General features: G+C 68.0%; 19 protein-coding genes and 1 tRNA gene. 11 read left to right on the top strand and 9 right to left on the bottom strand.

Features of this window, described 5'->3' with window-relative positions:
- Positions 1-45: 45 nt before the first annotated feature.
- Positions 46-504 (top strand): type II toxin-antitoxin system RatA family toxin, encoded by a 459-nt coding sequence (locus RM543_RS14905; protein ID WP_311693006.1) that lies wholly within the window; start codon positions 46-48, stop codon positions 502-504.
- Between the two features lie 3 nt (positions 505-507).
- On the opposite strand, the gene RM543_RS14900 is transcribed toward RM543_RS14905, so the two are convergent.
- Genes RM543_RS14900 through RM543_RS14890 form a run of 3 tightly spaced genes read right to left on the bottom strand, consistent with a single transcriptional unit; the run spans position 508 to position 2,635 of the window.
- Positions 508-981 carry a CinA family protein gene (locus RM543_RS14900; RefSeq protein ID WP_311693004.1) on the bottom strand — a complete coding sequence of 158 codons (474 nt, stop codon included), beginning with the start codon at positions 979-981 and terminating at the stop codon, positions 508-510.
- Complete coding sequence (locus RM543_RS14895) at positions 978-1,469, bottom strand: phosphatidylglycerophosphatase A family protein (RefSeq protein ID WP_311693002.1); 492 nt, start codon at positions 1,467-1,469, stop codon at positions 978-980. Before RM543_RS14895 ends, RM543_RS14900 begins: the two co-directional genes overlap by 4 nt.
- Entirely contained in the window at positions 1,466-2,635 is a 1,170-nt protein-coding gene (locus tag RM543_RS14890; RefSeq protein ID WP_311693000.1) for a bifunctional 2-C-methyl-D-erythritol 4-phosphate cytidylyltransferase/2-C-methyl-D-erythritol 2,4-cyclodiphosphate synthase, read from the bottom strand. Before RM543_RS14890 ends, RM543_RS14895 begins: the two co-directional genes overlap by 4 nt.
- Before the next feature lie 283 nt (positions 2,636-2,918).
- Between RM543_RS14890 and dusB the strand changes: the two genes are divergently transcribed.
- The 5 genes from dusB (at position 2,919) to ntrX (ending at position 10,173) form a co-directional block, all read left to right on the top strand.
- On the top strand, positions 2,919-3,863 hold the full coding sequence (gene dusB / locus RM543_RS14885) for a tRNA dihydrouridine synthase DusB (RefSeq protein ID WP_311693378.1): 945 nt from the start codon (positions 2,919-2,921) through the stop codon (positions 3,861-3,863).
- A complete protein-coding gene (locus RM543_RS14880) occupies positions 3,860-4,966 on the top strand; it encodes a two-component system sensor histidine kinase NtrB (RefSeq protein ID WP_311692998.1) in 1,107 nt (368 codons plus the stop codon). The genes dusB and RM543_RS14880 overlap by 4 nt, the downstream gene beginning before the upstream one ends.
- A gap of 4 nt (positions 4,967-4,970) precedes the next feature.
- The gene (locus tag RM543_RS14875; protein ID WP_311692996.1) at positions 4,971-6,353 is read left to right on the top strand and encodes a response regulator; all 1,383 of its coding nucleotides are present in this window, start codon (positions 4,971-4,973) and stop codon (positions 6,351-6,353) included.
- Positions 6,354-6,487: 134 nt separating this feature from the next.
- Positions 6,488-8,731 carry a sensor histidine kinase NtrY-like gene (locus RM543_RS14870; RefSeq protein ID WP_311692994.1) on the top strand — a complete coding sequence of 748 codons (2,244 nt, stop codon included), beginning with the start codon at positions 6,488-6,490 and terminating at the stop codon, positions 8,729-8,731.
- 26 nt (positions 8,732-8,757) lie between these two features.
- Positions 8,758-10,173, top strand: coding sequence for a nitrogen assimilation response regulator NtrX (ntrX, locus tag RM543_RS14865; protein ID WP_311692992.1), 1,416 nt, complete (start codon positions 8,758-8,760; stop codon positions 10,171-10,173).
- 102 nt (positions 10,174-10,275) lie between these two features.
- Here ntrX and RM543_RS14860 read toward each other — a convergent pair whose 3' ends face one another.
- Positions 10,276-12,450, bottom strand: coding sequence for a malate synthase G (locus RM543_RS14860; protein WP_311692990.1), 2,175 nt, complete (start codon positions 12,448-12,450; stop codon positions 10,276-10,278).
- A 180-nt stretch (positions 12,451-12,630) separates the two neighbouring features.
- Here RM543_RS14860 and RM543_RS14855 point away from each other — a divergent pair, with 180 nt between their 5' ends.
- Positions 12,631-13,689 (top strand): Hint domain-containing protein, encoded by a 1,059-nt coding sequence (locus RM543_RS14855; RefSeq protein WP_311692988.1) that lies wholly within the window; start codon positions 12,631-12,633, stop codon positions 13,687-13,689.
- A 3-nt stretch (positions 13,690-13,692) separates the two neighbouring features.
- Here RM543_RS14855 and RM543_RS14850 read toward each other — a convergent pair whose 3' ends face one another.
- Positions 13,693-14,163, bottom strand: a complete 471-nt coding sequence (locus tag RM543_RS14850; protein WP_311692986.1) for a disulfide bond formation protein B — start codon at positions 14,161-14,163, stop codon at positions 13,693-13,695.
- Positions 14,160-14,738, bottom strand: coding sequence for a YqaA family protein (locus tag RM543_RS14845; RefSeq protein ID WP_116082033.1), 579 nt, complete (start codon positions 14,736-14,738; stop codon positions 14,160-14,162). Before RM543_RS14845 ends, RM543_RS14850 begins: the two co-directional genes overlap by 4 nt.
- 193 nt (positions 14,739-14,931) lie before the next feature.
- Between RM543_RS14845 and RM543_RS14840 the strand changes: the two genes are divergently transcribed.
- The 4 genes from RM543_RS14840 to RM543_RS14825 all read left to right on the top strand — a co-directional run bounded on the left by RM543_RS14840 (position 14,932) and on the right by RM543_RS14825 (position 18,323).
- On the top strand, positions 14,932-15,477 hold the full coding sequence (locus RM543_RS14840; protein ID WP_311692983.1) for a TRAP transporter small permease: 546 nt from the start codon (positions 14,932-14,934) through the stop codon (positions 15,475-15,477).
- Complete coding sequence (locus tag RM543_RS14835) at positions 15,474-16,829, top strand: TRAP transporter large permease (protein WP_311692981.1); 1,356 nt, start codon at positions 15,474-15,476, stop codon at positions 16,827-16,829. The genes RM543_RS14840 and RM543_RS14835 overlap by 4 nt, the downstream gene beginning before the upstream one ends.
- 43 nt (positions 16,830-16,872) lie before the next feature.
- Positions 16,873-16,956, top strand: a tRNA-Leu gene (locus tag RM543_RS14830).
- Positions 16,957-17,237: 281 nt separating this feature from the next.
- Positions 17,238-18,323 (top strand): HAMP domain-containing protein, encoded by a 1,086-nt coding sequence (locus RM543_RS14825; RefSeq protein WP_311692979.1) that lies wholly within the window; start codon positions 17,238-17,240, stop codon positions 18,321-18,323.
- Between the two features lie 223 nt (positions 18,324-18,546).
- Here the strand turns inward: RM543_RS14825 and RM543_RS14820 are convergent, their stop codons facing one another.
- The 3 genes from RM543_RS14820 to RM543_RS14810 all read right to left on the bottom strand — a co-directional run bounded on the left by RM543_RS14820 (position 18,547) and on the right by RM543_RS14810 (position 22,884).
- Entirely contained in the window at positions 18,547-20,535 is a 1,989-nt protein-coding gene (locus RM543_RS14820; RefSeq protein WP_311692977.1) for a glycosyltransferase family 2 protein, read from the bottom strand.
- A complete protein-coding gene (locus RM543_RS14815; protein ID WP_311692975.1) occupies positions 20,532-21,713 on the bottom strand; it encodes an efflux RND transporter periplasmic adaptor subunit in 1,182 nt (393 codons plus the stop codon). The genes RM543_RS14820 and RM543_RS14815 overlap by 4 nt, the downstream gene beginning before the upstream one ends.
- Positions 21,714-21,846: 133 nt before the next feature.
- Positions 21,847-22,884 carry a family 8 glycosyl hydrolase gene (locus tag RM543_RS14810; protein WP_311692973.1) on the bottom strand — a complete coding sequence of 346 codons (1,038 nt, stop codon included), beginning with the start codon at positions 22,882-22,884 and terminating at the stop codon, positions 21,847-21,849.
- Between the last annotated feature and the right edge of the window lie 138 nt (positions 22,885-23,022).

Here is a 23,022-nt window from a genome sequence, read left to right as displayed (position 1 = left end):
CACCATACGACATCAACCGGTACAGTCCACCAACGCACCGGCGCCATGACCACGCATTCCGAGACCCGCACCGTTCCATATACCGCTCAGCAGATGTTCGACCTTGTGGCGGATGTCGAGCGGTACCCCGAATTCCTGCCCTGGACAGCGGCGGCGCGAATCCGCTCTCGCCGCCACGAGGGCACGGCGGAGATCATGGAGGCGGATCTCGTGATCTCCTTCAAGGTCTTCCGCGAGAAGTTCGGCTCCCGCGTCACGCTCTGGCAGGAGGACGGGCGCATCAACACCGAGTATCTCGACGGTCCCTTCCATCACATGATCTCCAAGTGGGGGTTCGTGGATGTGGACGGGGGCTGCGAGATCCAGTTCTACGTCGATTTCGAGTTTAAGAACAGGCTCTTGCAAGGCGCAGCGGGGATGTTCTTCAACGATGCGATGCAGCGGATCGTGCGCGCCTTCGAGCGTCGGGCGGCCGAGCTCTACGGGCCGAAGGGGAGCGTCTGAAGCTCAGTCCGTCAGGACGCGGATGAGCATGGCCAGGGCGTGATCCACGGCCGCCAGGCGCACCGCCTCCCGGCCGATCGCGCCGAACTCGACCGTCTGGCCCAGCGTGCTCTCTCCGATCCGGGCGAGGCCGAAGCAGACCCGGCCCTCGGGCTTGTGCTGCGAGCCACCGGGCCCTGCGATCCCGGTCACCGAGATGGCGATGTCCGCTTCGGACCGGCGGAGCGTTCCGGTCGCCATCTCCCGCGCGACCTCCTCCGACACGGCCCCGTGCGCGAGCAGAGTCTGCTCCGAAACGCCCAGCACCGTGACCTTCGAGACGTTGGAATAGGTGATGTAGCCGCGATCGAGGATGCCGGAGGCCCCGGCCGGAGCGGTGATCGCCCCGCCGAGAAGGCCGCCCGTGCAGCTTTCGGCGACGGCGATCCTCGCGCTCTGCGCGCGGGCCGCCTCGAGGAGTTGCTCCGCCGGGCTCATGACATCAGCACGCCGTGGGAGATGGCCGCGGCAAGCGCGACGACAATTGCCGCCATGATCCCCGCCGCAACGTCATCGAGCATCAGCCCCTCCGGGGTTCCCATCCGGTCGGCCCTCCCGACGAGCCAGGGCTTCCAGATGTCGAAAAGGCGGAACATCGCGAAGGCGCCCACCCAGCCCGGCCAGGGAAAGAGCCAGGGATCCGCCCCGGCAAACCAGAGGCCGCCGGACAGGGGCAGGAGCGCGATCCACATGCCCACCGCTTCGTCCACGACGATCCAGGACGGGTCGTGATCGCCGGAGCGGGTCTCCGCCCGCGCGGCCCAGAGCCCGACCCAAAAGAGCGCGATGGCAGCGACGAGGAGCAGGGGAAAGCCACCGAGACCGTGCAGCAGGTAGCCCACGAGGAGCGCGGCGGCGCTGCCCCAGGTTCCGTTCGCCGGGGAGATCAGTCCCGAATAGGCGAAGGAGGCGATGAAGCGGGTCATGACGTCTCCGAGACGAGGGTTGCCGTGGCGATGGCCGCGATACCCTCGCCGCGACCGGTGAAACCGAGCCGCTCCGACGTCGTCGCCTTGACCGAGATCCGGTCCGGCGTCGTGCCGAGGATCCCTGCCAGACGCGCCGACATGGCGGCCGCGTGGGGGCCGATCTTCGGCTCCTCGCAGATGAGTGTGACATCGGCGTTCGAAAGACGGAAGCCGCGACCGGAGGCGATGTCGGCGGCGCGCGAAAGGAAGATCTCGCTGTCGGCGCCCTTCCACTGCGGATCCGACGGGGGAAAGTGGCGCCCGATATCGCCCTCGGCGAGGGCGCCGAGAATCGCATCGGTGAGCGCGTGCATCCCGACATCGGCGTCCGAGTGGCCGGACAGGCCGCGGCCATGGGGGATGCGGATGCCGCAGAGGATCACGGCGTCCCCCGGTCCGAAACGGTGGACGTCGTAGCCGTTGCCCATGCGGATATCCATCGGCGTGCCTTCCCGGGTCATAGCCTCCGCGCGCCTCATGTCGGCGGCGAGGGTCAGTTTCAGGTTCCGCTCCTCGCCCGGAACCATGACGACGTCCAGCCCCGCCGCAAGGGCCACGGTGACGTCGTCGGCCGGATCGCCCGGCGCGTCCCACCCGGCATGGGCCGCCGCGATGGCCTCGTACCGAAAGCCCTGCGGCGTCTGAGCGCGGTAAAGGCCCTCCCGCGGCACTGCGCCCTCGATGCGGTCCGTGGCGCTCCGCCAGAGGGCGTCGGTCACCGCGATCGCAGGCGCCGCTCCGTCGTGGGCATCCAGGGCCTCGCTCACGCGGGCGATGGTCTCCCGGTCGATCAGCGGGCGGGCGGCATCGTGGATCATGACACGGTCCGGCGGCGCATCCGAAAGCGCGGCGAGCCCCGCCCGGACAGAGGCCGCACGGCTTGCGCCGCCCGTCGCGATCGTCACCTCCTCGGGCAGGATCGCCCGCGCGGCCTCCGCGTCATCGGCGGCGACGACGGCGACGACGCGCCGGATGCCGGGATGGGACAGGAACGCGGCGGCGGAGCGGCCGAGGACAGGCTGGCCGGCCAGCAGGCGGTACACCTTGTTCTGGCCGCCCATGCGGGTCCCCTTGCCGCCGGCAACGAGGATCGCGTCCGTCACGCGTCTCGCGACATCGGTCACGGGCGGATCCGGGGGCGGTCTGAGGGTGTCGCGGGACGCATCATCATGGCAATCCTCATTAGCCGCGAGCTCGAAGCAGAGCAACGCGGAAGCCTTTGCCCTCCCAACGCGCTTAAAAAACGGGCATATGAGAAACCGGGAGGCTGATGGCCATGCGTCAGGCTTCCGTCCGCGCCGGACCGCGGGATAAGAGACCGCACGCACAAGGATTGAGCGTTTGACGCATCGCCAAGCACAAATCACAGGAGGCGGGGCGGAGCGCCCGCTCGTCGCCCTCGCGCCGATGGCCGGGATCACCGACCGGCCCTTCCGCCGGCTTGCCATGCGCTTCGGCGCCGACCTCGTCGTGTCGGAAATGGTCGCGAGCCGGGAGATGGTGACGGCGCGGCGCGGCACGCGGGACAAGGCGCTCGGCGCGGACATGCCGGGAACGGCGGTACAGATCGCGGGCGCCGAGGCGCACTGGATGGCCGAGGCGGCCCGGATCGCCGAGGACATGGGCGCCCGCGTGATAGACATCAACATGGGCTGCCCGGCGAAGAAGGTCACGGCGACGGCCGGCGATGGCGCGTCGGGATCGGCCCTCATGCGCGACGTGCCGAATGCCCTGCGGCTGATCGAGGCCGTGATCGTGGCGGTCACAGTTCCCGTGACCCTCAAGATGCGGCTCGGCTGGAACGAGGAGAGCCTGACGGCGCCGGAGCTCGCGGCCGGGGCCGCCGCGCTCGGCGTCTCCCGCATCACCGTCCACGGCCGTACGCGCTGCCAGTTCTACAAGGGCCGGGCCGATTGGGCCGCAATCAGGCCGGTCCGCGAGGCGCTGCCGGCGGACGTGCCCCTCATCGCAAACGGAGACATCTGTTCGCTCGGCGATGCCCGCGACGCGCTGGCCCAGTCGGGTGCGGACGGCGTCATGATCGGACGGGGCGCGCAGGGCAGGCCCTGGCTTCCGGGACAGATCGCCGACGCGCTCGGCGGCCGGGTTCCGCGTCCGGCGCCCGAAGCGGGCGAGCTCGCCGCCCTTGTCCGCGAGCACTACGAAGAGATGCTGTCGTTCTACGGGCCGGGGCTCGCCGTGCGCGTCGCGCGGAAGCACCTCGGGTGGTATCTCGAGGCTGCCGGCGATCCCGCCGGCCTTCGCGGCGCTCTCATGACCGAGACAGATCCCGCTGCCGTCCTGTCGCAGATATCCCGCGCCTTCACCCCGGCCCGGAGGAAAGCCGCATGAGCGACGAGGGGCATCGGCTCACGGGCGAGATCTGGGCGTCGCTGCCAGTGCCAGCTCTCCTTCTGGACGCCGAGGACCGGATCGACGCGCTCAATCCCGAGGCGGAGGCCTTCCTGAATGCCTCCCTGCGCTCGCTCAAGGGCCGGTCCGTGCACGATTGCCTCATCGTCGATGCGCCGATCGAAGGCGCGCTGACGCGGGTCCGGCTGAACCGCTCGCCGGTCTTCATCAACGATTCGGACGTTGGGACGCACGAGCGCGCGAGCGTGGCCTGCAATCTTCAGATCGCGCCGCTCACGGACCACCCCGAGATCCTGCTCGTCGTCATCGCGCCGCGCCAGATCGCGGGCCGCCTCGGCCGCGCGCCGGGCGCTGCCGCACGCTCTGCCATCGGCATGGCCGAGATGCTGGCGCACGAGATCAAGAACCCGCTCGCGGGCATCTCGGGGGCCGCGCAACTTCTGTCGATGTCCCTCGAGGGCGAGGACCTGGAGCTGACCGACCTCATCGTCGCGGAGACCCGCCGCGTGGTGCAGCTCCTCGAGCAGGTGGAGCAGTTCGGAAACCTGCGTCCGCCGCTCACCAAACCGGTGAACCTGCACGATTTGCTGGACCGCGCCCGCCGCTCGGCCAGCGTCGGCTTCGCCGCGCACATGCAGATCCACGACGATTACGACCCCTCGCTGCCGCCGACGCTGGCCGATGGCGATCAGCTGCTGCAGGTCTTCCTCAACCTTCTGAAGAACGCCGCCGAGGCGGTCCAGCGCAGCGGGCAGGGGACCGGCACGATCCGCTTGCGGACGTTCTACGAGCCGAGCCTCAGGGTGCGCGGCGCGGACGGCGTCGCCCTCGCGGTGCCCCTGCAGGTCGAGATCGTCGATGACGGGCCGGGCCTGCCGCCAGAGATCGCCGACGAGATCTTCGAGCCGTTCATCTCGGGACGGGAGAACGGGACCGGCCTCGGCCTCGCGCTCGTTTCCAAGATCGTCACCGAACATCGCGGCTGGATCAGCGTCGAGAGCGCTCCCGGCCGCACCGCCTTCCGCATCTCGCTGCCCGTCGCCCCGGAGGGCGGGGCCCCGGACGCCAACCAGGAGACCTGACCGAATGGACGGAACGATCCTCGTCGCCGATGACGACCGCACGATCAGGACCGTGCTCACCCAGGCGCTGACCCGCGCCGGCTGCAAGGTCCATGCCACGTCCAGCCTCGTGACGCTGATGCGCTGGGTCGAGGAGGGCAAGGGCGATCTCGTGATCTCGGATGTCGTCATGCCGGACGGGAACGGGCTGGAGATGCTGCCCCGGATCGGCTCCGAGCGGCCGGGGCTTCCGGTGATCGTGATCTCGGCACAGAACACCATCATGACGGCGATTCAGGCGGCGGAGGCGGAAGCCTACGACTACCTGCCGAAGCCCTTCGACCTGCCTGACCTGATGAAGCGCGCGGCGAAGGCGCTCGAGGTGAAGCGCCATGCCGGCCAGACCCGTAGCGCGCGAGGCACGGTCGAGCGGCCGGAGGCGGCGGCGACGGACCTGCCGCTGGTGGGCCGGACGCCGGCCATGCAGGCGCTCTACAGGCTCGTCGCGCGGGTGATGAACACGGATCTCGCGACCCTGATCACCGGCGAAAGCGGCACCGGCAAGTCCCTCATCGCGCGGGCGATCCACGATTTCTCCGACCGCCGGTCGATGCCGTTCGTCGTGGCCAGCGCATCGGACCTCGCCGGCGTCGACGGCCCCTCGGGCATCGTCGCCAAGGCGCGGGCGGGGTCGATCCTGTTCGACGAGGTGGCCGATCTCGACCTGGACACCCAGGGGCGCCTCGTGCGCCTGCTCGATGCCCTCGGCGATTCCGCGCCACGGATCATGGCGACGAGCCAGTCGGATCTGACCGAGCGCATGGAGCGGGGGGCGTTCCGGCAGGACCTCTTCTATCGCCTCGGCGGCGTCACCATCGCCGTGCCCGCCCTGCGCGAGCGGGTGGACGACATTCCGCTCCTGGCCGAGCATTTCCTAGCCCGAGCGGAACGGGACGGCGCGCCGACGCGCCGCTTCGCCGAACCGGTCATGGACCTGATCCGCGCCTATTCCTGGCCGGGCAACGTGCGCCAGCTCGAGAACATCATCCGTCGTCTCGTGGTGACCTCCCCCGAGGAGGAGATCGGCCGGACGGAGGTGGAGCAGGTCCTTGGCAACCAACCCGAGATCGAACCCCTCATGGGCGGCGGGTCAGGGGAGAAGCTCTCCGCCTCCGTTGCCAAGCATCTTCGGCGGTATTTCGACCTTCACGGCGGCGTCCTGCCGCCTCCGGGCCTCTACCAGCGCATCCTGAAGGAGGTCGAGGTGCCGCTCATCGAGATCGCTCTCGATGCCACTGGCGGGAATCAGGCCAAATGCGCCGACCTTCTCGGCATCAACCGCAATACCTTGAGAAAGAAGATCACGGACCTCGATATTCGCGTGACACGCCGCCGCAAATTGATGTAAAGCTGCAACAGAGCCGTGACATCGGGGCCAAGGCCCCCTAACGATCACGGATTTTGGCGGAACGTCGCGCGACGGCCACGCTCCCGTTCAGAAGGGGCGGCCCCGCTCGACACGAGGAAGAGCGAGGCTGTCTCTTGGCAAGCCACAAACAGCGTCTGAGCTGGGAAAGAGTCGCGCGCCTGCGACGGACGCGCGCCATCCGCACGGGGTCTGCCCTCGGGCTGGTCGTGCTCGGTCCCGTCCTCGTCATCGGGACGTTCTGGGTCCTCGGGCCATTGCGGCAGGGCGCGACGTCGCCCTGGCTCCGGGTCGTCCTCCTGATCGACCTCGTCTACATCCTCGCCGTTGCCACGCTGGTCCTTGGCAGGGTCGCCCGCATGGTCGCGGAGCGCAGGGCAAAGTCGGCCGGATCCCGGCTGCACCTGCGATTGACCGGTGTCTTCGCCCTGATCGCGCTCATCCCCACGGTCCTTGTCGCCGTCTTCGCCGTCCTGACGATCAATGTCGGTCTCGAAGGCTGGTTCTCGGACCGGGTTCGCAACGTCGTCGGTGCATCGTTGTCCGCAGCGGAGGCCTACGAGGACGAGCACCGGCGGGACCTGACGCAGGATGCCGCGGTGCTCGCCGGGTACCTCAACGTCGCCCGCTCGGCGCGCTTTGCCCTGTCGGACGGCGAGATACGCCAGCTTCTGACCCAAGGGCAGGCACAGGTGCAGCGCGGCCTTCGGGAAGCCTATGTCATCGACTCGGACGGCGAGATCCGGGCGCGGGGCGAGCGATCCTATCTCTTCGATTACGAACGCCCGAGCGAGGAGGCAATCGCGCAGGCCGCCGGCGGTGATCCCGCGATCATCGAGGATTGGGACGCCAACGAGTTCCGCGCCCTGATCCAGCTGACGGCCTTCGCCGACCGGTTCCTCTATGTCAGCCGCGAGGTGGATGGCGAGATCCTTGCCCTGCTGGACGACACGCAGGAATCCGTTCGGCTCTACAACCAGCTTGAAAGCGAGCGGGGGCGGCTCCTCTTCGAGTTCGGTCTCCTGTATCTCGGCTTCGCGCTGATCCTGATCCTCGCGGCGATCTGGCTCGGCCTGATCTTCGCCGAGCGTCTGTCGAAGCCGGTGGGCCGTCTTGCGGGCGCCGCGCAGCGCGTGGGCGACGGCGATCTGAACGTGCGCGTGGTGGAGGCGGACGGCGAGGACGAGATCGCCATGCTGGGACGCGTCTTCAACCAGATGACCCGGCAGCTGAAGGGACAGCGGGATGCGCTGCTGTCCACCAACGCGCAGATCGAACGCCGCCGCCGGCTTTTCGACAGCGTCCTGTCCTCGGTCACCGCGGGGGTGATCGGCCTCGATGCGGAGGGCCGGGTGGACTTCATGAACCGCTCCGCGCTCAGGCTTCTGGAGATTGAGGAGGGGCAGGATCATCACGACGCGATCGGCCAGACCGTGCCTGAATTCGCCGGTCTTCTGACGCGCCTGAGGTCGGGGGAGCGGGGCGTTGCCCAGGAGGAGATCCGGCTGTCGCGGAACGGCAAGCTGGAGAACCTGCTCGTCCGGATGGCCGAGCGACGCTCCGAAGACGGTGACCTCGAGGGCTACGTCGTGGCCTTCGATGACGTGACCGAGCTCGTCTCGGCACAGCGCATGGCCGCCTGGGGGGATGTCGCACGTCGCATCGCCCACGAGATCAAGAACCCCCTGACGCCGATCCAGCTGTCGGCGGAGCGCGTCCGGCGCAAGTTTTCCTCCCGGCTCGACCCCGAGGAGGCCGAGAGCCTGGAGCAGTTGACGGGCGTCATCATCCGCCAGACCGGCGATCTGCGCCGCATCGTGGACGAATTCTCCAAATTCGCCCGGATGCCCGAGCCGGATCGGCGGCGCACGGACCTCGTCGTGCTCCTGCGCGACGCGGTGACGCTCCAGTCCCAGCAGCTCGACGAAGCCCTTTCCGCCGACATTCCCTCGGAGCCGATCCCGGTGGATGTCGACGAGACGATGATCGGGCAGGCGCTGACGAACCTCATCAAGAATGCCGGCGAGGCCATCGAGAGCCTGCGCGAGGCGGGCGCGCCCGAGGACTTCTCCCCCGAGATCCGCGTCTCCTGCGAGACCGGAGCGCGGACGGCGACGATCCGCATCATGGATAACGGCATTGGGCTCCCGGAAGACCGCGCGCGGCTTTTCGAGCCCTACGTGACGACCCGCGAGACGGGCACCGGCCTCGGCCTGCCCATCGTGAAGAAGATCATCGAGGAACATGGCGGGAGCTTCGATCTCGAAGACGCCCCGCCGTTCGGTGGAACCGACCGCGCCGGGGCGATGGCAGTCATCGTCCTGCCCCGCGCGGTGCAGTTCGAGCAGGCAGCAGAATAAAGAAAAATGAGAGGGAGCAAGGGATCATGGGCGACATTCTGATCACTGACGACGAGCGCGACATCCGCGAGCTTGTCGGCGACATCCTGAAGGACGAGGGCTTTTCGGTCCGGCTCGCGGCGAATGCGGACGAGTGCATGTCCTCGATCAACGCCGAGCCGCCCGCGCTGATGATCCTCGATATCTGGCTGAAGGACAGCCGGATGGACGGGATCGACATCCTCAAGACCGTGAAACGGGACAACCCGGACATCCCCGTCGTGATCATCTCGGGCCACGGGAACATCGAGATCGCCGTCGCCGCCATCAAGCAGGGTGCCTACGACTTCATCGAGAAGCCGTTCCATATCGATCAGCTCATGGTCGTGATCCGCCGGGCGATGGAAACCTCGCGCCTGCGCCGGGAGAATACCCAGCTTCGCCGCCGGGAGGTGGTCGCCGCGGAGATGATCGGTGCAAGCTATGCCTTCAAGACGCTGAAATCCCAGCTCGAGAAGGTGACGCGCTCCAACGGTCGGGTGATGCTGACGGGGCCGGCCGGGTCCGGCAAGGAAATCGCCGCGCGCTTCATCCACCAGAATTCGGCGCGCGCCGACGGCCCGTTCGTCACCGTCCCCTCCGCCTCGGTGGAGCCCGAGCGGATGGAGGAGGTCCTCTTCGGCCGCGAAAGCCCCGAGCGGGGGATCGAGCCGGGCCTTCTGGAGCGGGCCCATGGCGGCATCCTCTACTTCGACGAGGTGGCGGACATGCCACCGGGCACCCAGTCCAAGATCCTCCGCGTTCTCGTCGACCAGCAATTCCAGCGCGTCGGCGGCACGGACAACGTTCGCGTGGACATGCGGGTGATTTCCTCGACCAACCGTGATCTTGCGAACGAGATCTCGGCCGGCCGTTTCCGGCAGGAACTCTATCATCGGCTGAACGTGGTCCCGATCCGTGTGCCGGGCCTCGACGAGCGCCGGGAGGATATTCCCGAGCTTGCGAGCTACTTCATCCAGCAGCTCAACCAGACCCAGAGCCTGCCGCTGCGGGAGCTCTCGGACGAGGCCGTCGCGCTTCTCCAGACGATGCACCTGCCGGGCAACGTCCGCCAGCTCAAGAACCTGATCGAAAGGGCGCTGATCCTCGGCGAGACCGGCGAGGCGATCGGCCCGCGGGAGCTCGAAGGCGGCGATACCGGCGACAACGAGGAGGACCGCGTGGTGCTGTCGGGCGCGCTGGCGACGCTGCCTCTGCGCGAGGCGCGCGAACTTTTCGAGCGGGAGTACCTGCTGACGCAGATCAACCGCTTCGGCGGCAACATCTCCCGCACCGCGACCTTCGTCGGCATGGAGCGAAGCGCTCTTCACCGCAAGCTCAAGTCGCTCGGCGTGGTGACCTCCAGCAAGGCAGGCGGCCGCGTCGCCCATGTCGAGACGGCCGGGCAGGAAGCGGCGGAGTAGGGCGCCGGAGGGGGCGGCTCCGGCCGCCCCTCTCGCCACCCCTCTTGCTCGGTTGTCTCGCGCCGGCCTGACCGCGAGGTCAGGTCGCGCGCACCCTCCCGCTTACGCGGCGCCCTTCGCCTTCACCTGGAGCCGCCGCTCGTGGAGCGCGGGCTCGGTGTAGCCGGACGGTGCGATGCGACCCTTGAAGACAAGGTCGCAGGCGGCCTGGAAGGCGAGGCCGTCGAACTCCGGTGACATCGGCGAATAGGCCGGATCGCCGGCATTCTGCTCGTCCACCATCTGTGCCATGCGGCGGAGTGCTCCCATGACGGTCTGCGCATCGGTCAGGTCGTGGTGGATCCAGTTCGCAAGCGCCTGCGATGAAATCCGGCAGGTCGCCCGGTCCTCCATCAGCCCCACGCCCTCGAGGTCCGGCACGGTGGAGCAGCCGATCCCCTGATCGACCCATCGCACCACGTAGCCGAGGATCCCCTGCGCGTTCAGGTCGGTCTCGGAGGCGATCTCCTCCGCCGACAGTTCGGTCTCCAGAAGCGGGATCGTCAGGAGGGCGTCCAGCCCTTCTCGGGTCCCGCCGCCGGTCTCCTCGGCGATCTCGTAGAGCCGCTTGAAGACGTCGACCTTGTGGTAATGGGTGGCATGAAGGATGGCCGCGGTGGGCGAGGGGACCCAGGCGCAGGTCGCCCCGGCCTGCGGATGAGCGATCTTGGCCTCCAGCATGGCGTGCATTTTGTCGGGCATCGCCCACATGCCCTTGCCGATCTGCGCCCGCCCCTTCAGACCGCAGGCGATGGCGATGTCCACGTTGCGGCTTTCATAGGCAGCAAGCCACTCCGCCGATTTCATCTCCGCCTTGCGCTTCATCGGCCCCGCTTCCATCGCGGTATGGATCTCGTCCCCGGTGCGGTCGAGGAAGCCCGTGTTGACGAAGGCGATCCGGTCCGACGCGGCCTCGATGCAGGCGGCGAGGTTGGCGGATGTCCGGCGCTCCTCGTCCATGATCCCGATCTTCACCATCCTTGCCGGCAGCCCGAGCGTCCGCTCCACCGCATCGAAGATCCGGCAGGTCAGCGCGACCTCCTCCGGCCCGTGCATCTTCGGCTTCACCACGTAGATGGAGCCCGCCGGGGAGTTGAAGGGACCGCCCTCCCGCTTGAAGTCATGGATCGCACAGAGGGTGGAGACGAGGGCGTCGAGAAGACCCTCCGAGATCTCGGCACCGTCTTCGTCGAGGACCGCCGGGGTGGTCATCAGGTGGCCAACATTGCGCACCAGCATGAGCGAGCGGCCCTTGAGGAGGCGCGGTTGCCCGTCCGGGCCAATGAAGCCGATATCGTCGTTCAACTCGCGGGTGAACGTCTCGCCGCCCTTGGTGATCTCGGCCGTGAGGTCACCTTTCATCAGGCCGAGCCAGTTGCCGTAGGCCAGGATCTTGTCCGCCGCATCGACACAGGCAACCGAATCCTCCAGGTCGACGATCGTGCTCACCGCGGCCTCGAAGACGATATCGGCGAGGCCGGCGGGATCGGTCTTGCCGATGGGATGCGTGCGGTCGAGGAAGAGAACGAGATGCAGCCCGTTCGCCCGCAGGAACACGTCCGAGACGTTGTTGTCCGGGCCGCGATTGAAGCCCGCGAACTGGCGCTCGTCCTTGAGCGTCGTGGAGCCCATCGAGCCGATGACCATGAGTTTCCCGCCCGAGGGCGCCAGCGCCTGAACGTCCGACCAGCTTCCCTTCGTGAGCGGAACCACGGCATCGAGATGCGCCTTCGCCCAGGCGACGACCTGACGGCCGCGCTCAGGGTCGTACTCCCCCTTCGGAGCCTCCGAGCCAAGCGCGTCGGTGCCGTAGAGCGCATCGTAGAGCGAGCCCCACCGGGCATTCGCGGCATTGAGCACGTACCGAGCGTTGGTGGCCGGCACGACGAGCTGCGGACCGGCGACGGAGGCGATCTCCGGATCGACGCGGCTGGTGTCGACCTCGACCCCGTCTGGTTCCGGCAGAAGGTAACCGATCTCTTCGAGGAAGGCGCGGTAGGCAGCGGCATCGTGCGGCTGGCCCCGACGCTCGACATGCCACGCGTCGATGGTTTCCTGCAGCTCGTCCCGCCGTTCGAGGAGGGCTCGTGTCGTCGGGCCGAACGCCTTCACGAGACCGGACAGGCCCGCCCAGAACTGATCCGGCTCGACGCCGGTCCCCGGAAGCGCCTGCTCCTCGATGAAGACTGCAAGCTCGGTGGCGACCTGCAAACCGGTCTTCTCAACACGATCCGTCATCGAAATGTCTCCCTGATCGAATGTGGTGGGCGGCGGGCGGACCGCCTGCAATTGCGCCGAACTTTAGAGGGAAGACCCGAGGCGAGTAAACGGCGCGGCACGGGCGGGACGTCCAAAAGCAACGGTTTGGCAAGGATCTTCTTCTAGCGTTGCGGCCGGGCTGGTTTGGAGAGGGACGACATGCGCCATCTGGTTGCCGGATACGATATCGCCGACATGACCCTTGTCTCGGGGGTCGATCCGTTCTCCTCGGACACGCATGCCACGTCCCTTGGCGTCGTGATCCGCCTGAACGAGGGTGCACGGCCGGACCTGATCGAAGTCGAGGACGGGGACACCTGGTTCGAGGATGGCGATGGCTCCCAGGATCTCGTGTCAGATCTGGAGCAGGACGGACAGATCGCGGATGCCGGAGAGCGGATCACGCCCGAGTATTCCTATCTCATTCGCCCCGTTGATGCGGTGGATGCCTCGCAGGATATCGAGATCTACGTCTACGAACTCGGGCTCGACAATGACGCTGACGGCCTCGCCTCCACCGCGCAGCTGGAGCCGGGCAAGGATTACCGGATCATCTCGGTGCTCGATAACAGTCCGAGCATTCCCTACAGCCAGCTCTTCATCTGCTTCGCCGGCGGCACCCGGATCGCCTGCGAGGGGGGAGAGTGCGGCGTCGAGGATATTGCGGTCGGCGATCTGGTGATCACCGCGGATGCCGGGCCAGAGCGCGTGGTCTGGCGCGGTGAGCGGCATCTGGATGCACGCGCGCTCGATGCCAATCCCGCTCTTGCGCCCATTCGCATCGCGGCCGGCGCGCTTGGCGGGGGCACGCCCCGGAAGGACCTGGTCGTCTCGCCACAGCACCGCATCCTCGTGGATTCTCGGATCTCCCGCCGCATGACGGGAGGCGAGGCGCTCGTCGCCGCGAAGCATCTCGTGGGCTTGCCGGGAATCGCAGCGGTCTCCGTCGCGGAGCTGCCGGACGGAGTGACGTATCACCACCTGATGTTCGACGCGCACCAGATCATCTTCGCCGAAGGCGCGCGGGCGGAATCCCTGCTTCCGGGGCCGATGGCCCTCGAGACGCTTTGTCCCGCCGCCCGGCGGGAGATCGCTGCGATCTTTCCGGGCCTCTGCACGCGCACGCCCCCGGCCGCACGCACGACGCTGCCCGGCCGCCGCGCTCGGCGCCTCGCCGAACGGCATCTGAAGAATGCAAGGACGCTCGTGGAGGTGTGAGCGTCAGCCCTCGCGCTTGAGCGCCGCGGAGAGCCAGAGCACCACCAGGACGAGGGAGAGAAGCGCATTCCAGCCGGCCATGGACAGGCCCAGAAGCGACCAGACGACCTGATCGCACATCACGACGCCCGTCGGCGCATCGGTGGACAGAAGATCCGCGCCGCCGAGACCGGAGAGACCGGCGCCACCGCCCGTGCAGGACGTCGGCCCCGGCCAGAGCCCCCATTCAACGCCCGAATGGTAGATGCCGATACCGGCGGTGATGGCTGCGGCGAGTGCTCCGAACCAGGCCAGGGCCCGGCTCCCGAGGGCCAGCGCAGCGACGCCGATCGCGATGGCCGCCGCATGCGGCCAGCGCTGCCAGAGGCACATCTTGCACGGTGCATAGCCGCCGATGTGCTGAAAGGCGAAGGCGCCGAGGAGAAGCGCAGCGGAGCCGAGCGTGGCGAGCAGAACGAGCGTGGTGCGGGTCACAGGAACCTCACTGCGAGAAATCCACCGATCAGGGCGGCGACGAAGAGGGTGAAGACGAGGGCGAGCCGGCGCTCGATGAAGTGCCGGATCGGCTCCCCGAAGCGCCAGAGAAGCGCCGAGACGATGTAGAACCGCAGGCCCCGCGCCACGATGGAGGTGACCAGAAAGGTGCCGAGCGGCATCCCCGTCCAGCCGGACATGATCGTGATGACCTTGAAGGGAAAGGGCGTCAGTCCCGCCACCAGGACCGCCCAGAAGCCGAGGCCGTTGAAGCGCGTGTTGAACTCTTCCATGCTGTGCGCCTTGCCGAGCGCTTCGAGCACGGGTTGCCCGACCTGATCGTAGAAGAAGGCACCGATGACGTAGCCCGCGAGGCCGCCAAGAACCGACGCGATCGTCGCGACGGTCGCGATCAGGAAGGCCCGGCGGCGCTGTGCCAGGATCATCGGGATCATCAGGATGTCGGGCGGAATCGGAAAGACGGAGCTTTCGGCAAAGGCCACGGCGGCCAGCGCCCAGAGCGCCCGAGGCCCGGCGGAAAGAGCCATCGTCCAGTTGTAGAGGCGAGCGAGCACGGGCGGCGTTCCTCTGGGCGGAGTGTCCGGTGGACATGACGCGCGCCGCAGCCGCGGTCAAGGCTGAGGCTGAGGCTGAGACTTGGACGCAAGGCGGCAGGGGGCGGTCCGGCTGCGATGTCCCGGCATTGTCCCCGCGGCGCCGACCGGCTAGAGGGCGCAGCACTTCAGACCCGCCGCGGGAGGGTGCGCGTTGAGGGGGATCGGCGTCCTGATCGAGCGGGCCGCGCGCGGCATGGCCGTCCTTGCGGGGATCGGACTTCTCGGCCTGTCCGCCATGGTCTGCGTCTCGGTGATCGGCCGCGCGCTGACGGGCCTCGGGCTCGGGCCGGTGCGCGGGGATTACGAGCTGATGGCGAACGGGTGCGGCATCGCGGTCTTCTGGGTCCTGCCCTGGGCCACGCTATCCCGCGCCCATGTGAGGGTGGATATCGCGGCCTCCCGGCTTCCGGCGCGCCTCCGGGAAGGCCTGGGCACGCTCGGCGATCTTTCACTGGCCCTCGCGGCCTTCGTCATTCTCCGCCAGCTCTGGCTCGGCTTCGGCGAAAAGCTCCCCTACGGCTCCGAGGCGCTGCGGGCCGCGCTCGGGCTCGCCGCGCGGCCGTATTATACCGAGACGACCTTCGATCTGGGCCTGCCGGTCTGGGCGCTGCTCGCGGCGGCTCTGGCGGGCGCGATCATGACCTTCGTCGCGGCTGTGCGGGCGGCCTGGGTGTCGCTTGCCGAGGCGATGTCATGACCGGGCCTGCGCTCGCAGCCCTCGTCTTTGCCGGCGTGATCGCCGCGATTTTGGTGCGTATCCCCGTGGCCGTCGCCATCGGCGGTGCCGGAATCGCGGGAACATGGGCGATCCTCGGCAGTGCGGCGGGGCCGATGAGCCAGTTGAAGACGCTGCCGTTCGATATCTTCTCGACCCCCTCGCTCGTCATCGTCCCGCTGTTCCTGTTGATGGGGCAGGTGGCCACGCAGACGGGCCTCTCCGCGGCGCTCTTCGGCGTCGCCGGGGACTGGGCCGGGCATCGCCGGGGCGGAATGGCGCTTGCCGGGATCGGCGCCTCGGCCGGTTTCGGGGCGATCTGCGGCTCCTCGCTCGCCACCGCATCGACCATGGCGCAGGTCGCGCTGCCCGAGATGCGCGCGCGGGGGTATTCGGACGCGCTGGCGGCCGGGACCGTGGCGGCGGGTGGAACGCTGGGCATCCTCATTCCGCCGTCCGTGATCCTCGTGATCTACGCCATCATGGCCGAGGCCAACATCGTGACCCTGTTCGCGGCGGCCCTTCTGCCCGGGCTTCTCGCGGCGGCCGGATATGCCCTCGTCATCACACTCTACGTCCGCATCGCGCCGGAGGCAGGACCAGCCGGAGCGCGCGCGCCGCTCAAGGCGCGGCTCGCAGGTCTGTCGCAGGCATGGCCGGTCCTCGCGATCTTCGGGCTGACCATGGGCGGCATGCTCCTCGATCTCGACTGGCAGAGTGCCGGTCTCCAGGCTCTTTTCACGCCAAACGAGGCGGCCGCTTTCGGCGCGATGGCGACCGTCCTTCATGGCGCCCTGACCGGACGGCTGAACCTCACCGGTCTCGTTGAAGCCATCCTCGAAACGGCCCGGACGACGGCGATGATCTTCGCGATCCTCCTCGGGGCCGAACTCTTCAAGGGGTTCCTCGCCCTGACGCAGGCCCCGCAGGCGCTGGCGGGGTGGGTGGAGGCGGCCGGAATAGCGCCCGTCGTGGTCCTTGCGGCGATGCTGCTGGCCTACCTCATCTTCGGCTGCGTCATGGACAGCCTGTCGATGATCCTCCTCACGGTGCCGGTCTTCCTGCCGGTGATCGAGGCGCTGGATTTCGGGCTCCAGCCCGGTGAGGCCGCGATCTGGTTCGGCATCCTTGCGCTGATGGCGGTGGAGGTGGGATTGATCACGCCGCCGGTCGGGCTGAACCTCTTCATCCTGTCGGCGGCGGCGCCCGGGATCGACGTGCGCCGGATCTGGGCCGGAGTGCTGCCCTTCATCCTGTCCGATGTCGTACGGATTGCGATTCTCGGCGCACTTCCGGCCATCTCCCTGTGGTTGCCGCGCTGGCTGGCGGGTTGAGGCTGGCGTCGCCCGCGCGGCTCGGTTAGGTACCAAACAGCAGGCCCGAGTGGCGGAATGGTAGACGCAGGGGATTCAAAATCCCCCGCCTCGCGGCGTGTCGGTTCGAATCCGACCTCGGGTACCACCTGTACAAAACGGCGTTCGAGCGCGATCACCGGGACGCGGCAGCCCGGCGGGCGCTGACGGTTTTCCACTGGGTTTCCCCGTTCACTCTTCGCGCCCCATCTGTTCCCGACGAACCTGAGCCTGCTTCGATATCCGGCTGTCGAGTGTCATCAAGGTTCATTGATCGTCACTGTGACCGGCACGGCCCCAAATCCGCCTCAATCATAGTTAACGTCCTATGGAGGTGGGGCGGAGATCGCACTCGCCTCAATAAATCTCACGCAGCGGATCAGCAGTGCCATGAACTTCAGCCAGTTTCCCAAGCTCTCCACTACCCTGATCGGCTCGGCGATCGCGGCGTTCCTGCTGGCGATCCTCGTGGTCACGCTCCCGATCCGGTCGCATGTGAATGCCTTCGAGCGCAACGTGCAGTCCGAAGGCGTGACGCGCGCCGGACGCGCCCTGCAACTGGCCGTCTCCAAGACCATGGAACGCGAATGGCGCAGCCTCGAAGCCGTCGCGGCGCAGGTCGACATGAGCAACCAGAAAGGCATGCAGAACTTCGCAGATGCCGTTCCGCGCGCGAGCTCGGCCATCGCCTGGACCGGAATCGTCGCCGCAGACGGGCGCATCGTCGCCGGCACCGGCGGCATCGAGGTGGGATCCGATGCCAGCCAGGAGCGGTGGTTCCGCGAAGGCCGCGCGGGCGGCAGCGTCAGCTCGGTCTATCGCCGCGAGGCGCTCGGTGACGACAGCGACGGCCTCATCAACATGTCCGCCCCCGTGCTCGACCAGATGGGCCGGAGCATCGGCGTCGTGGTCTACAGCCTGCGGATCGACTGGCTGACGGCCTACATGTCCGATGCGGCGCGCGAACTCGGCCTCGATATCGCGGTCCGGGACGAGGAGGGCCGGATGGTCCTGGAACTCGACGAGCAGATCCAGGGCCCGCTCGACCCGGATGTCATGGCGCTGTCCGAGATCGGCCACGACCTGACCCGCTTCATCCCCGCACAGAACGATCAGCCGGCCCATGTCCTCGGGGTGTTTCCGAGCATGCTTCAGGGCGAACTGCCCCATTTCGGATGGGACCTCGTCGTCCGCGTGCCCGCGCTGCAGGGGCAGGCGAGCCTCGCCGCGTTCATGCGCAAGATCAGCTGGTCCATCGCCGCGCTCTTCGTCGCGCTCGGCTGCGCCACGGTGTTCTACACGGTGCACTTCCTGCGGCCCATCGAGGAGCTGTCCCGCGTTGCCGGCAAGATTGCCGACGGGGATGCGAGCTACCCGCCGGAGCGGACGTCCTCCCGCGAAAGCGCGGCGCTCTCGGCGGCGCTGGTGAGGATCCAGAGCAGGCTCTTCGACAAGTCGATCACTCCCGCCGAATAGGGGACCCTCCCGGTTCTCAGTCGGCGCAAGGCGCCTCCGCGGGGATCTGCGGGGGCGCTTTTTTAGTGTCGCGGTCCCTCGCGCGGCGACCTCTCGGTCAGCGTTCCGGCCGGACGACCATGACGGGCGATGGAGGGGCCCGTAGCCTACGCGGACGGTGGCGGGCTGGACGGGCAGGAGCGGCGGATTTCGGAGAGGTTCGCCTGGACGGGCTCCGATCCGGTCACCGAGAGGGCCCGATGCTCGTTAGACGCCTCGTGAAGTCGCCGATCAGTTCGCCGTAATTGGAGCGCAGAACGCCCGGCGTGACCTCGTCCTCGGCGTGAAGGCGAATGATCAGGGCCTCCCGCTCCGCCTCATCCGGCTCGAGCCGGACGAGAACGGTTCCCGACCGGCACAACAGGACCACGCCGTCCACCGCGCCGACATCACGGATCTGAAGGGTCAGGACACTGCCCGCTGGAAGGTCCTGGCCGCGGAGCCGCGCCGAATCCCGTGTCAGCTCACTCATCCAGACATTGTGCCGCCCGCCGCCCGGAAGGGAGACCTGCGTCAGCTCCGGAGCGTCGGCGATGTGGACCTCCCTCCGGGGCAGCTCGACGCAAGCCAGGACCGTCATCACCAGCACGACGAGATTGTAGATCGTCCAGAACAGCACGACGCTCTTGCCGTCGCCGGCGTCGTAATAGGCGAAGGCATCGAAGAAGATCCCGAGCGTGAGGCCAAGCACCGTCAGGCCCAGCAGGATCGCGAACGGCCGCATGATCGCCCATTGCACGACGATCCGCGATCGGTCGCCGCCCTTGGCCGTCACGCTGAACGGGTGCCCATGGGGCCTCAACAGCCCGGTGATGGCGGCGCGGGTGATCGGGAAGGCGCCGACGAGCTGGCTCACGTCATGGAAGATCGGAACGACCATGCCCGGGGACAGGAGCGTCGAGGTCAAGAGGACCCAGGCGTAGTACGTGCCGAAATAGGAGATCACGTCCGGCACCGCCGCGTTCACCACGGTGATGTTGAAGAACCAGTAGAGCAGCGGAAAGACGAAGGCGGCGATGCGGAAGACGAAGGAGAAGAGCCAGTAGAAGGCCGAGTCGATGACGCTCCATCGATCCCGCAGGCGCATCCTGCGGCGGCTGAGCGGGCCGAGGTCCGATCGCGCGATCTGCATGAGGCCCAGGCACCAGCGCGCGCGCTGGGTGACGTATTCCTTCAGCCCCTCGGGCGCGAGCCCCTCGGTCAGGGCCTCGTTGAGGTAGACCGTCCTGAACCCCTTCTCCTGAAGGGACATCGTCAGCATGAAATCCTCGGTCACGCTCGAGGTCGGGAAGCCGCCGATGGCCTTGACCGCGCTCATCCGGGACATCGAGGAGGTACCGCAGCAGATCGCCGTGCCCCAGGCGTCCCGCGCCGGCTGCATGTGGTCGAAGAAATACCGCTGCTCGTCGGGATAGGAGCGCGAGAGACCGAGATTGTGCTGGATCGGGTCGGCGTTGAAGAAGTGCTGCGGCGTCTGCACCAGACCGACGGTCGGATCATGAAAGAGCGCGAGGGTGCGGCTGAGAAATCCGCGATGGGGCACGAAATCGGCATCGAGCACGGCGAAGAACTCGGGCGGCTCGGCTTGTGCGTTCAGCACGCCGAGCGCGTGGTTGAGGTTGCCGGCCTTGGAGCCCTTGTTGTCCGGGCGGGTCAGGTAGCGCACGTCGCGCGCCGCGCAGTAGTCCCGAAGCCAGCCGCGCCGCCCGTCATCGAGAACCCAGATCTCCTTGCGCTCGTAGGCGAGGGCGCGGGCGCCGGCGATCGTACGCTCCAGAACCTCCAGATCCTCGTTGTAGGTGGCGATGAGCACGGCGATCCTGGGGGCTCGTTTCCGGCTCTTCCACCAATCCAGATTGGCGTTTACCTCGTCACTGCGCTCGCGGGTGCGGGACATCAGGACGAAGGCGCTGATCGAGCCCACGAGCGCGGCGAGTTCTATGAGGTAGAGCGCGCCACTGGCGATGAAGTCCACGGTAAGACCCGGCGGTGCCAGGGTCTCCGTCCCGCGCCACCAGATATAGCGTAAGGCCAGAAAGATCGACACGCCGTAGAGCGTCACGCGCTGCCATGTCCGGGTGCGGGACACGGACCCCTTGAGAACGAGGCCGAGCCCGAGGATCAACAGGATCGGGATGCAGGCGGATTGCGTGGGCGTGAGGTAGAGGTTCATCCGCGCCCGCCATCGCGGCGCAGCCAGTCGAGCGGACGCGCATCGAAGAAGACCCGCCCGGTCCGGCCGATCGCGCAGGCCAGTTGCGGGTCCGCCGCCAGGCGCGGGATGAGGAGCGTCACGTCATACCGCTCGAGATGGCGCGGCCCCGGCTGAACGGCGAGATTGCGGTAGATCGTGTCCGCGCCGCTGCCGGCAAGGCGGGAGATGGTTCCCTCGAACGTTTGATTGACGCCGGAGGGGCGGAAGGTCGCGGACTGGCCGAGGCGGAGCGTGTTGTAGACGTTCTCGGTCACGGAGAGGGACAGGATGACCGAGCTGCAATCGGCCAGCGTCGCCACGGCGTCCCCCCGCTGGACCGTCTCGCCGTCGGCGACGTGAAGTTCCCAGAGCAACCCCTGCACCGGCGAGGTGAGCTCCGAGGTCGCGGCCCTGTTGGTCGCGGCGCGCGCTTCGGTGAGGCGAATCGTTCGCGCGCGACGGCTGGCGCGGGCTTCCTGCAGCCTAAGGCGCAAGCTGGCTTCCTCCTGCCGCAACGCATCGAGGCGCTGGCCGGAATAGGGCGCATCGTTATAGCCGTCGCCGAGGAAAATGCCGTCGCTGCGGAGGGCGTCGAGTGCGATTTGCGCTTTCTCGAAGCGCTCCTCGGCGTAGTTCAGCGCCAGGGCATAGGTGGTGGGTTCGGCGCGGGTGCGCACGGTGTCTTCGTCGAGGATCTCGGCAAGCTCCTGATCCTCCGGGTCGAGGGAGCCCCGCTCGCGCAGGATGTCCAGCCGGCCGGTCGCATGCTCCAGCTCGGTCTCCAGTTCGCGGATGCGGGCCGCTCTATAAGTCGCAAGGCGCGCCTCGGCATCGGCCCGGTGAGACGCGTTCTCGACCAGTTCCTTCTCGAGCCGGGCAATCTCCGCGCCGGCGATGCCGACCTCCATCGCGATATCATTCCGGCGGACCCGGTCTGCCTGCGGATCCTGGACCGAAGCGACCATCTCGGCGCTTTCCATGCGGGCGCCGAGCGTTTCCTGCTCCAGCGTGACCGTTCCGGCGATCGGGCTGCGCAGGGTCACGAGACGCGTGTTGACGAAGGCGTTGGCGCTGGCGCCGGACAGCTGTTCCCCGATGATCACCCAGATCGCCGCGATGATCAGAAGAAGTCCGATGCCGAAACGGATGATGCGCATTAGGTCAGCTTTCCAGGTGAAGGTCGGGTAGGTTCTGCGCTTCGAATTGCAGATCGCAATGGCACGAAAAAGGCGTCGACCCGATCGCGCGGAGGGCGTGGCGTCGATGCCGCACTACCGCGGCACGCACCATTCAGCCCCACGGCCCGCCTTCCCGCGCGGCGATGTCCGCAAGAAGGCCGAGCGTCGCGGGGTAGTAGGGCTGGGGGCGGTTCCGGGGCGGCTCGAGATCGGGCCGGGGGGCTCCGGCGGGCGCGGCGACGAGCTGCCAGAGCGCCCGGTATCCGGGATAGTCGCTGGCGTCCGTGACGATCCCGTCCCGGGTGACCCTCGTCGGAACGTGGCCCTGCGGCAGGCCGGGCAGGGCGTGCACCAGGATCCGGCGGGCTGCCTGAGCCGCCTCGTGCTCCGCGCGCCCCGACCAGACGAGATAAAGCGCAATTCGAAGCGCGTCGTAGCCCAGTCCGCCGAAATAGCCTCTGGCCGTAACCGCGCCATCCGCGGTGACGGCCAGCCAGTCCGGCAGCCAATCCGTGGTCCCGATCTCCGACAGGAGCCGTTCGCCGTGATCGGCGGCGCGAATGAGGACCGGGAGGCCGGCCGCCTCGCCGAGTTCCCTGAGCGCGCGGGACATGTAGTAGGACGGATTCAGGAGCACCGCGCGTCCATCCCCCTCAGGGTTGGCGAAGGGCGCGAGCAGACGTTCCGAGGGGGCGCGGGGATCGGGAACGAGACAGAGCGCGGCAATGTCCCGGGCAATCCGGAGGGCCTCCGGTCGGTACGCCTCCCGCCCGGAATCCCGCGCTGCGCGGAGGAGCGCCCAGGCGCGGAAGAGGTCGCCATCCGTCGCGGTCTGGGGGTCGGCCGTCCCAGCCTCCGGCCGCCAGCGCCAGGCCATCAACGCATCGCTCCGCACGGCAAGATGCGTCCGTGTCCAGCTCTCGATCCGGTCGAACGCCTCGTGATCGCCATGGGCTTGCGCAAGAAGGAGGGCATAGCCCTGGCCTTCCGAATGGCTGATCCCGTTCTGAAGATCGTCCGTCACCCGCCCCGAGGCCGCGAGGAACGCGGCTTTCCATGTCTGCCAGGCCGGGACATCGGCGCGCGCGGGGAGAGCGCCGTGCGCCAGTGCAACGGCGCCGAGAGAGGCGCAGGCCGATCTGCGGGTCATCATCGAAAGGCGGGGTCCGGGCGCGGGAAACATTACGGGGACCACGATGCGCCGGTGCGGTCAGCGGCCTCAACCCCGACGGGAGAAGGCTGACGCGGTCGTGAAGCTCCCCCGCCCGCGATCCGTACGGGCGGGCGG

Origin of the sequence: Tropicimonas omnivorans (assembly GCF_031846565.1) — a bacterium.
GTDB lineage: Bacteria > Pseudomonadota > Alphaproteobacteria > Rhodobacterales > Rhodobacteraceae > Tropicimonas_B > Tropicimonas_B omnivorans.
This window is presented reverse-complemented; position numbering and strand designations above follow the sequence as displayed.

Excerpts from the sequence above, each read along its gene's own strand:
- RM543_RS14825 (WP_311692979.1), top strand. The coding sequence starts at position 17,238 with ATGAACTTCAGCCAGTTTCCCAAGCTCTCCACTACCCTGATCGGCTCG.
- ntrX (WP_311692992.1), top strand. The coding sequence starts at position 8,758 with ATGGGCGACATTCTGATCACTGACGACGAGCGCGACATCCGCGAGCTT.
- RM543_RS14905 (WP_311693006.1), top strand. The coding sequence starts at position 46 with ATGACCACGCATTCCGAGACCCGCACCGTTCCATATACCGCTCAGCAG.
- RM543_RS14895 (WP_311693002.1), bottom strand. The coding sequence starts at position 1,469 with ATGACCCGCTTCATCGCCTCCTTCGCCTATTCGGGACTGATCTCCCCG.
- RM543_RS14820 (WP_311692977.1), bottom strand. The coding sequence starts at position 20,535 with ATGAACCTCTACCTCACGCCCACGCAATCCGCCTGCATCCCGATCCTG.
- RM543_RS14815 (WP_311692975.1), bottom strand. The coding sequence starts at position 21,713 with ATGCGCATCATCCGTTTCGGCATCGGACTTCTTCTGATCATCGCGGCG.
- RM543_RS14810 (WP_311692973.1), bottom strand. The coding sequence starts at position 22,884 with ATGACCCGCAGATCGGCCTGCGCCTCTCTCGGCGCCGTTGCACTGGCG.
- RM543_RS14860 (WP_311692990.1), bottom strand. The coding sequence starts at position 12,450 with ATGACGGATCGTGTTGAGAAGACCGGTTTGCAGGTCGCCACCGAGCTT.
- dusB (WP_311693378.1), top strand. The coding sequence starts at position 2,919 with ATGGCCGGGATCACCGACCGGCCCTTCCGCCGGCTTGCCATGCGCTTC.
- RM543_RS14835 (WP_311692981.1), top strand. The coding sequence starts at position 15,474 with ATGACCGGGCCTGCGCTCGCAGCCCTCGTCTTTGCCGGCGTGATCGCC.
- RM543_RS14855 (WP_311692988.1), top strand. The coding sequence starts at position 12,631 with ATGCGCCATCTGGTTGCCGGATACGATATCGCCGACATGACCCTTGTC.
- RM543_RS14875 (WP_311692996.1), top strand. The coding sequence starts at position 4,971 with ATGGACGGAACGATCCTCGTCGCCGATGACGACCGCACGATCAGGACC.
- RM543_RS14900 (WP_311693004.1), bottom strand. The coding sequence starts at position 981 with ATGAGCCCGGCGGAGCAACTCCTCGAGGCGGCCCGCGCGCAGAGCGCG.
- RM543_RS14880 (WP_311692998.1), top strand. The coding sequence starts at position 3,860 with ATGAGCGACGAGGGGCATCGGCTCACGGGCGAGATCTGGGCGTCGCTG.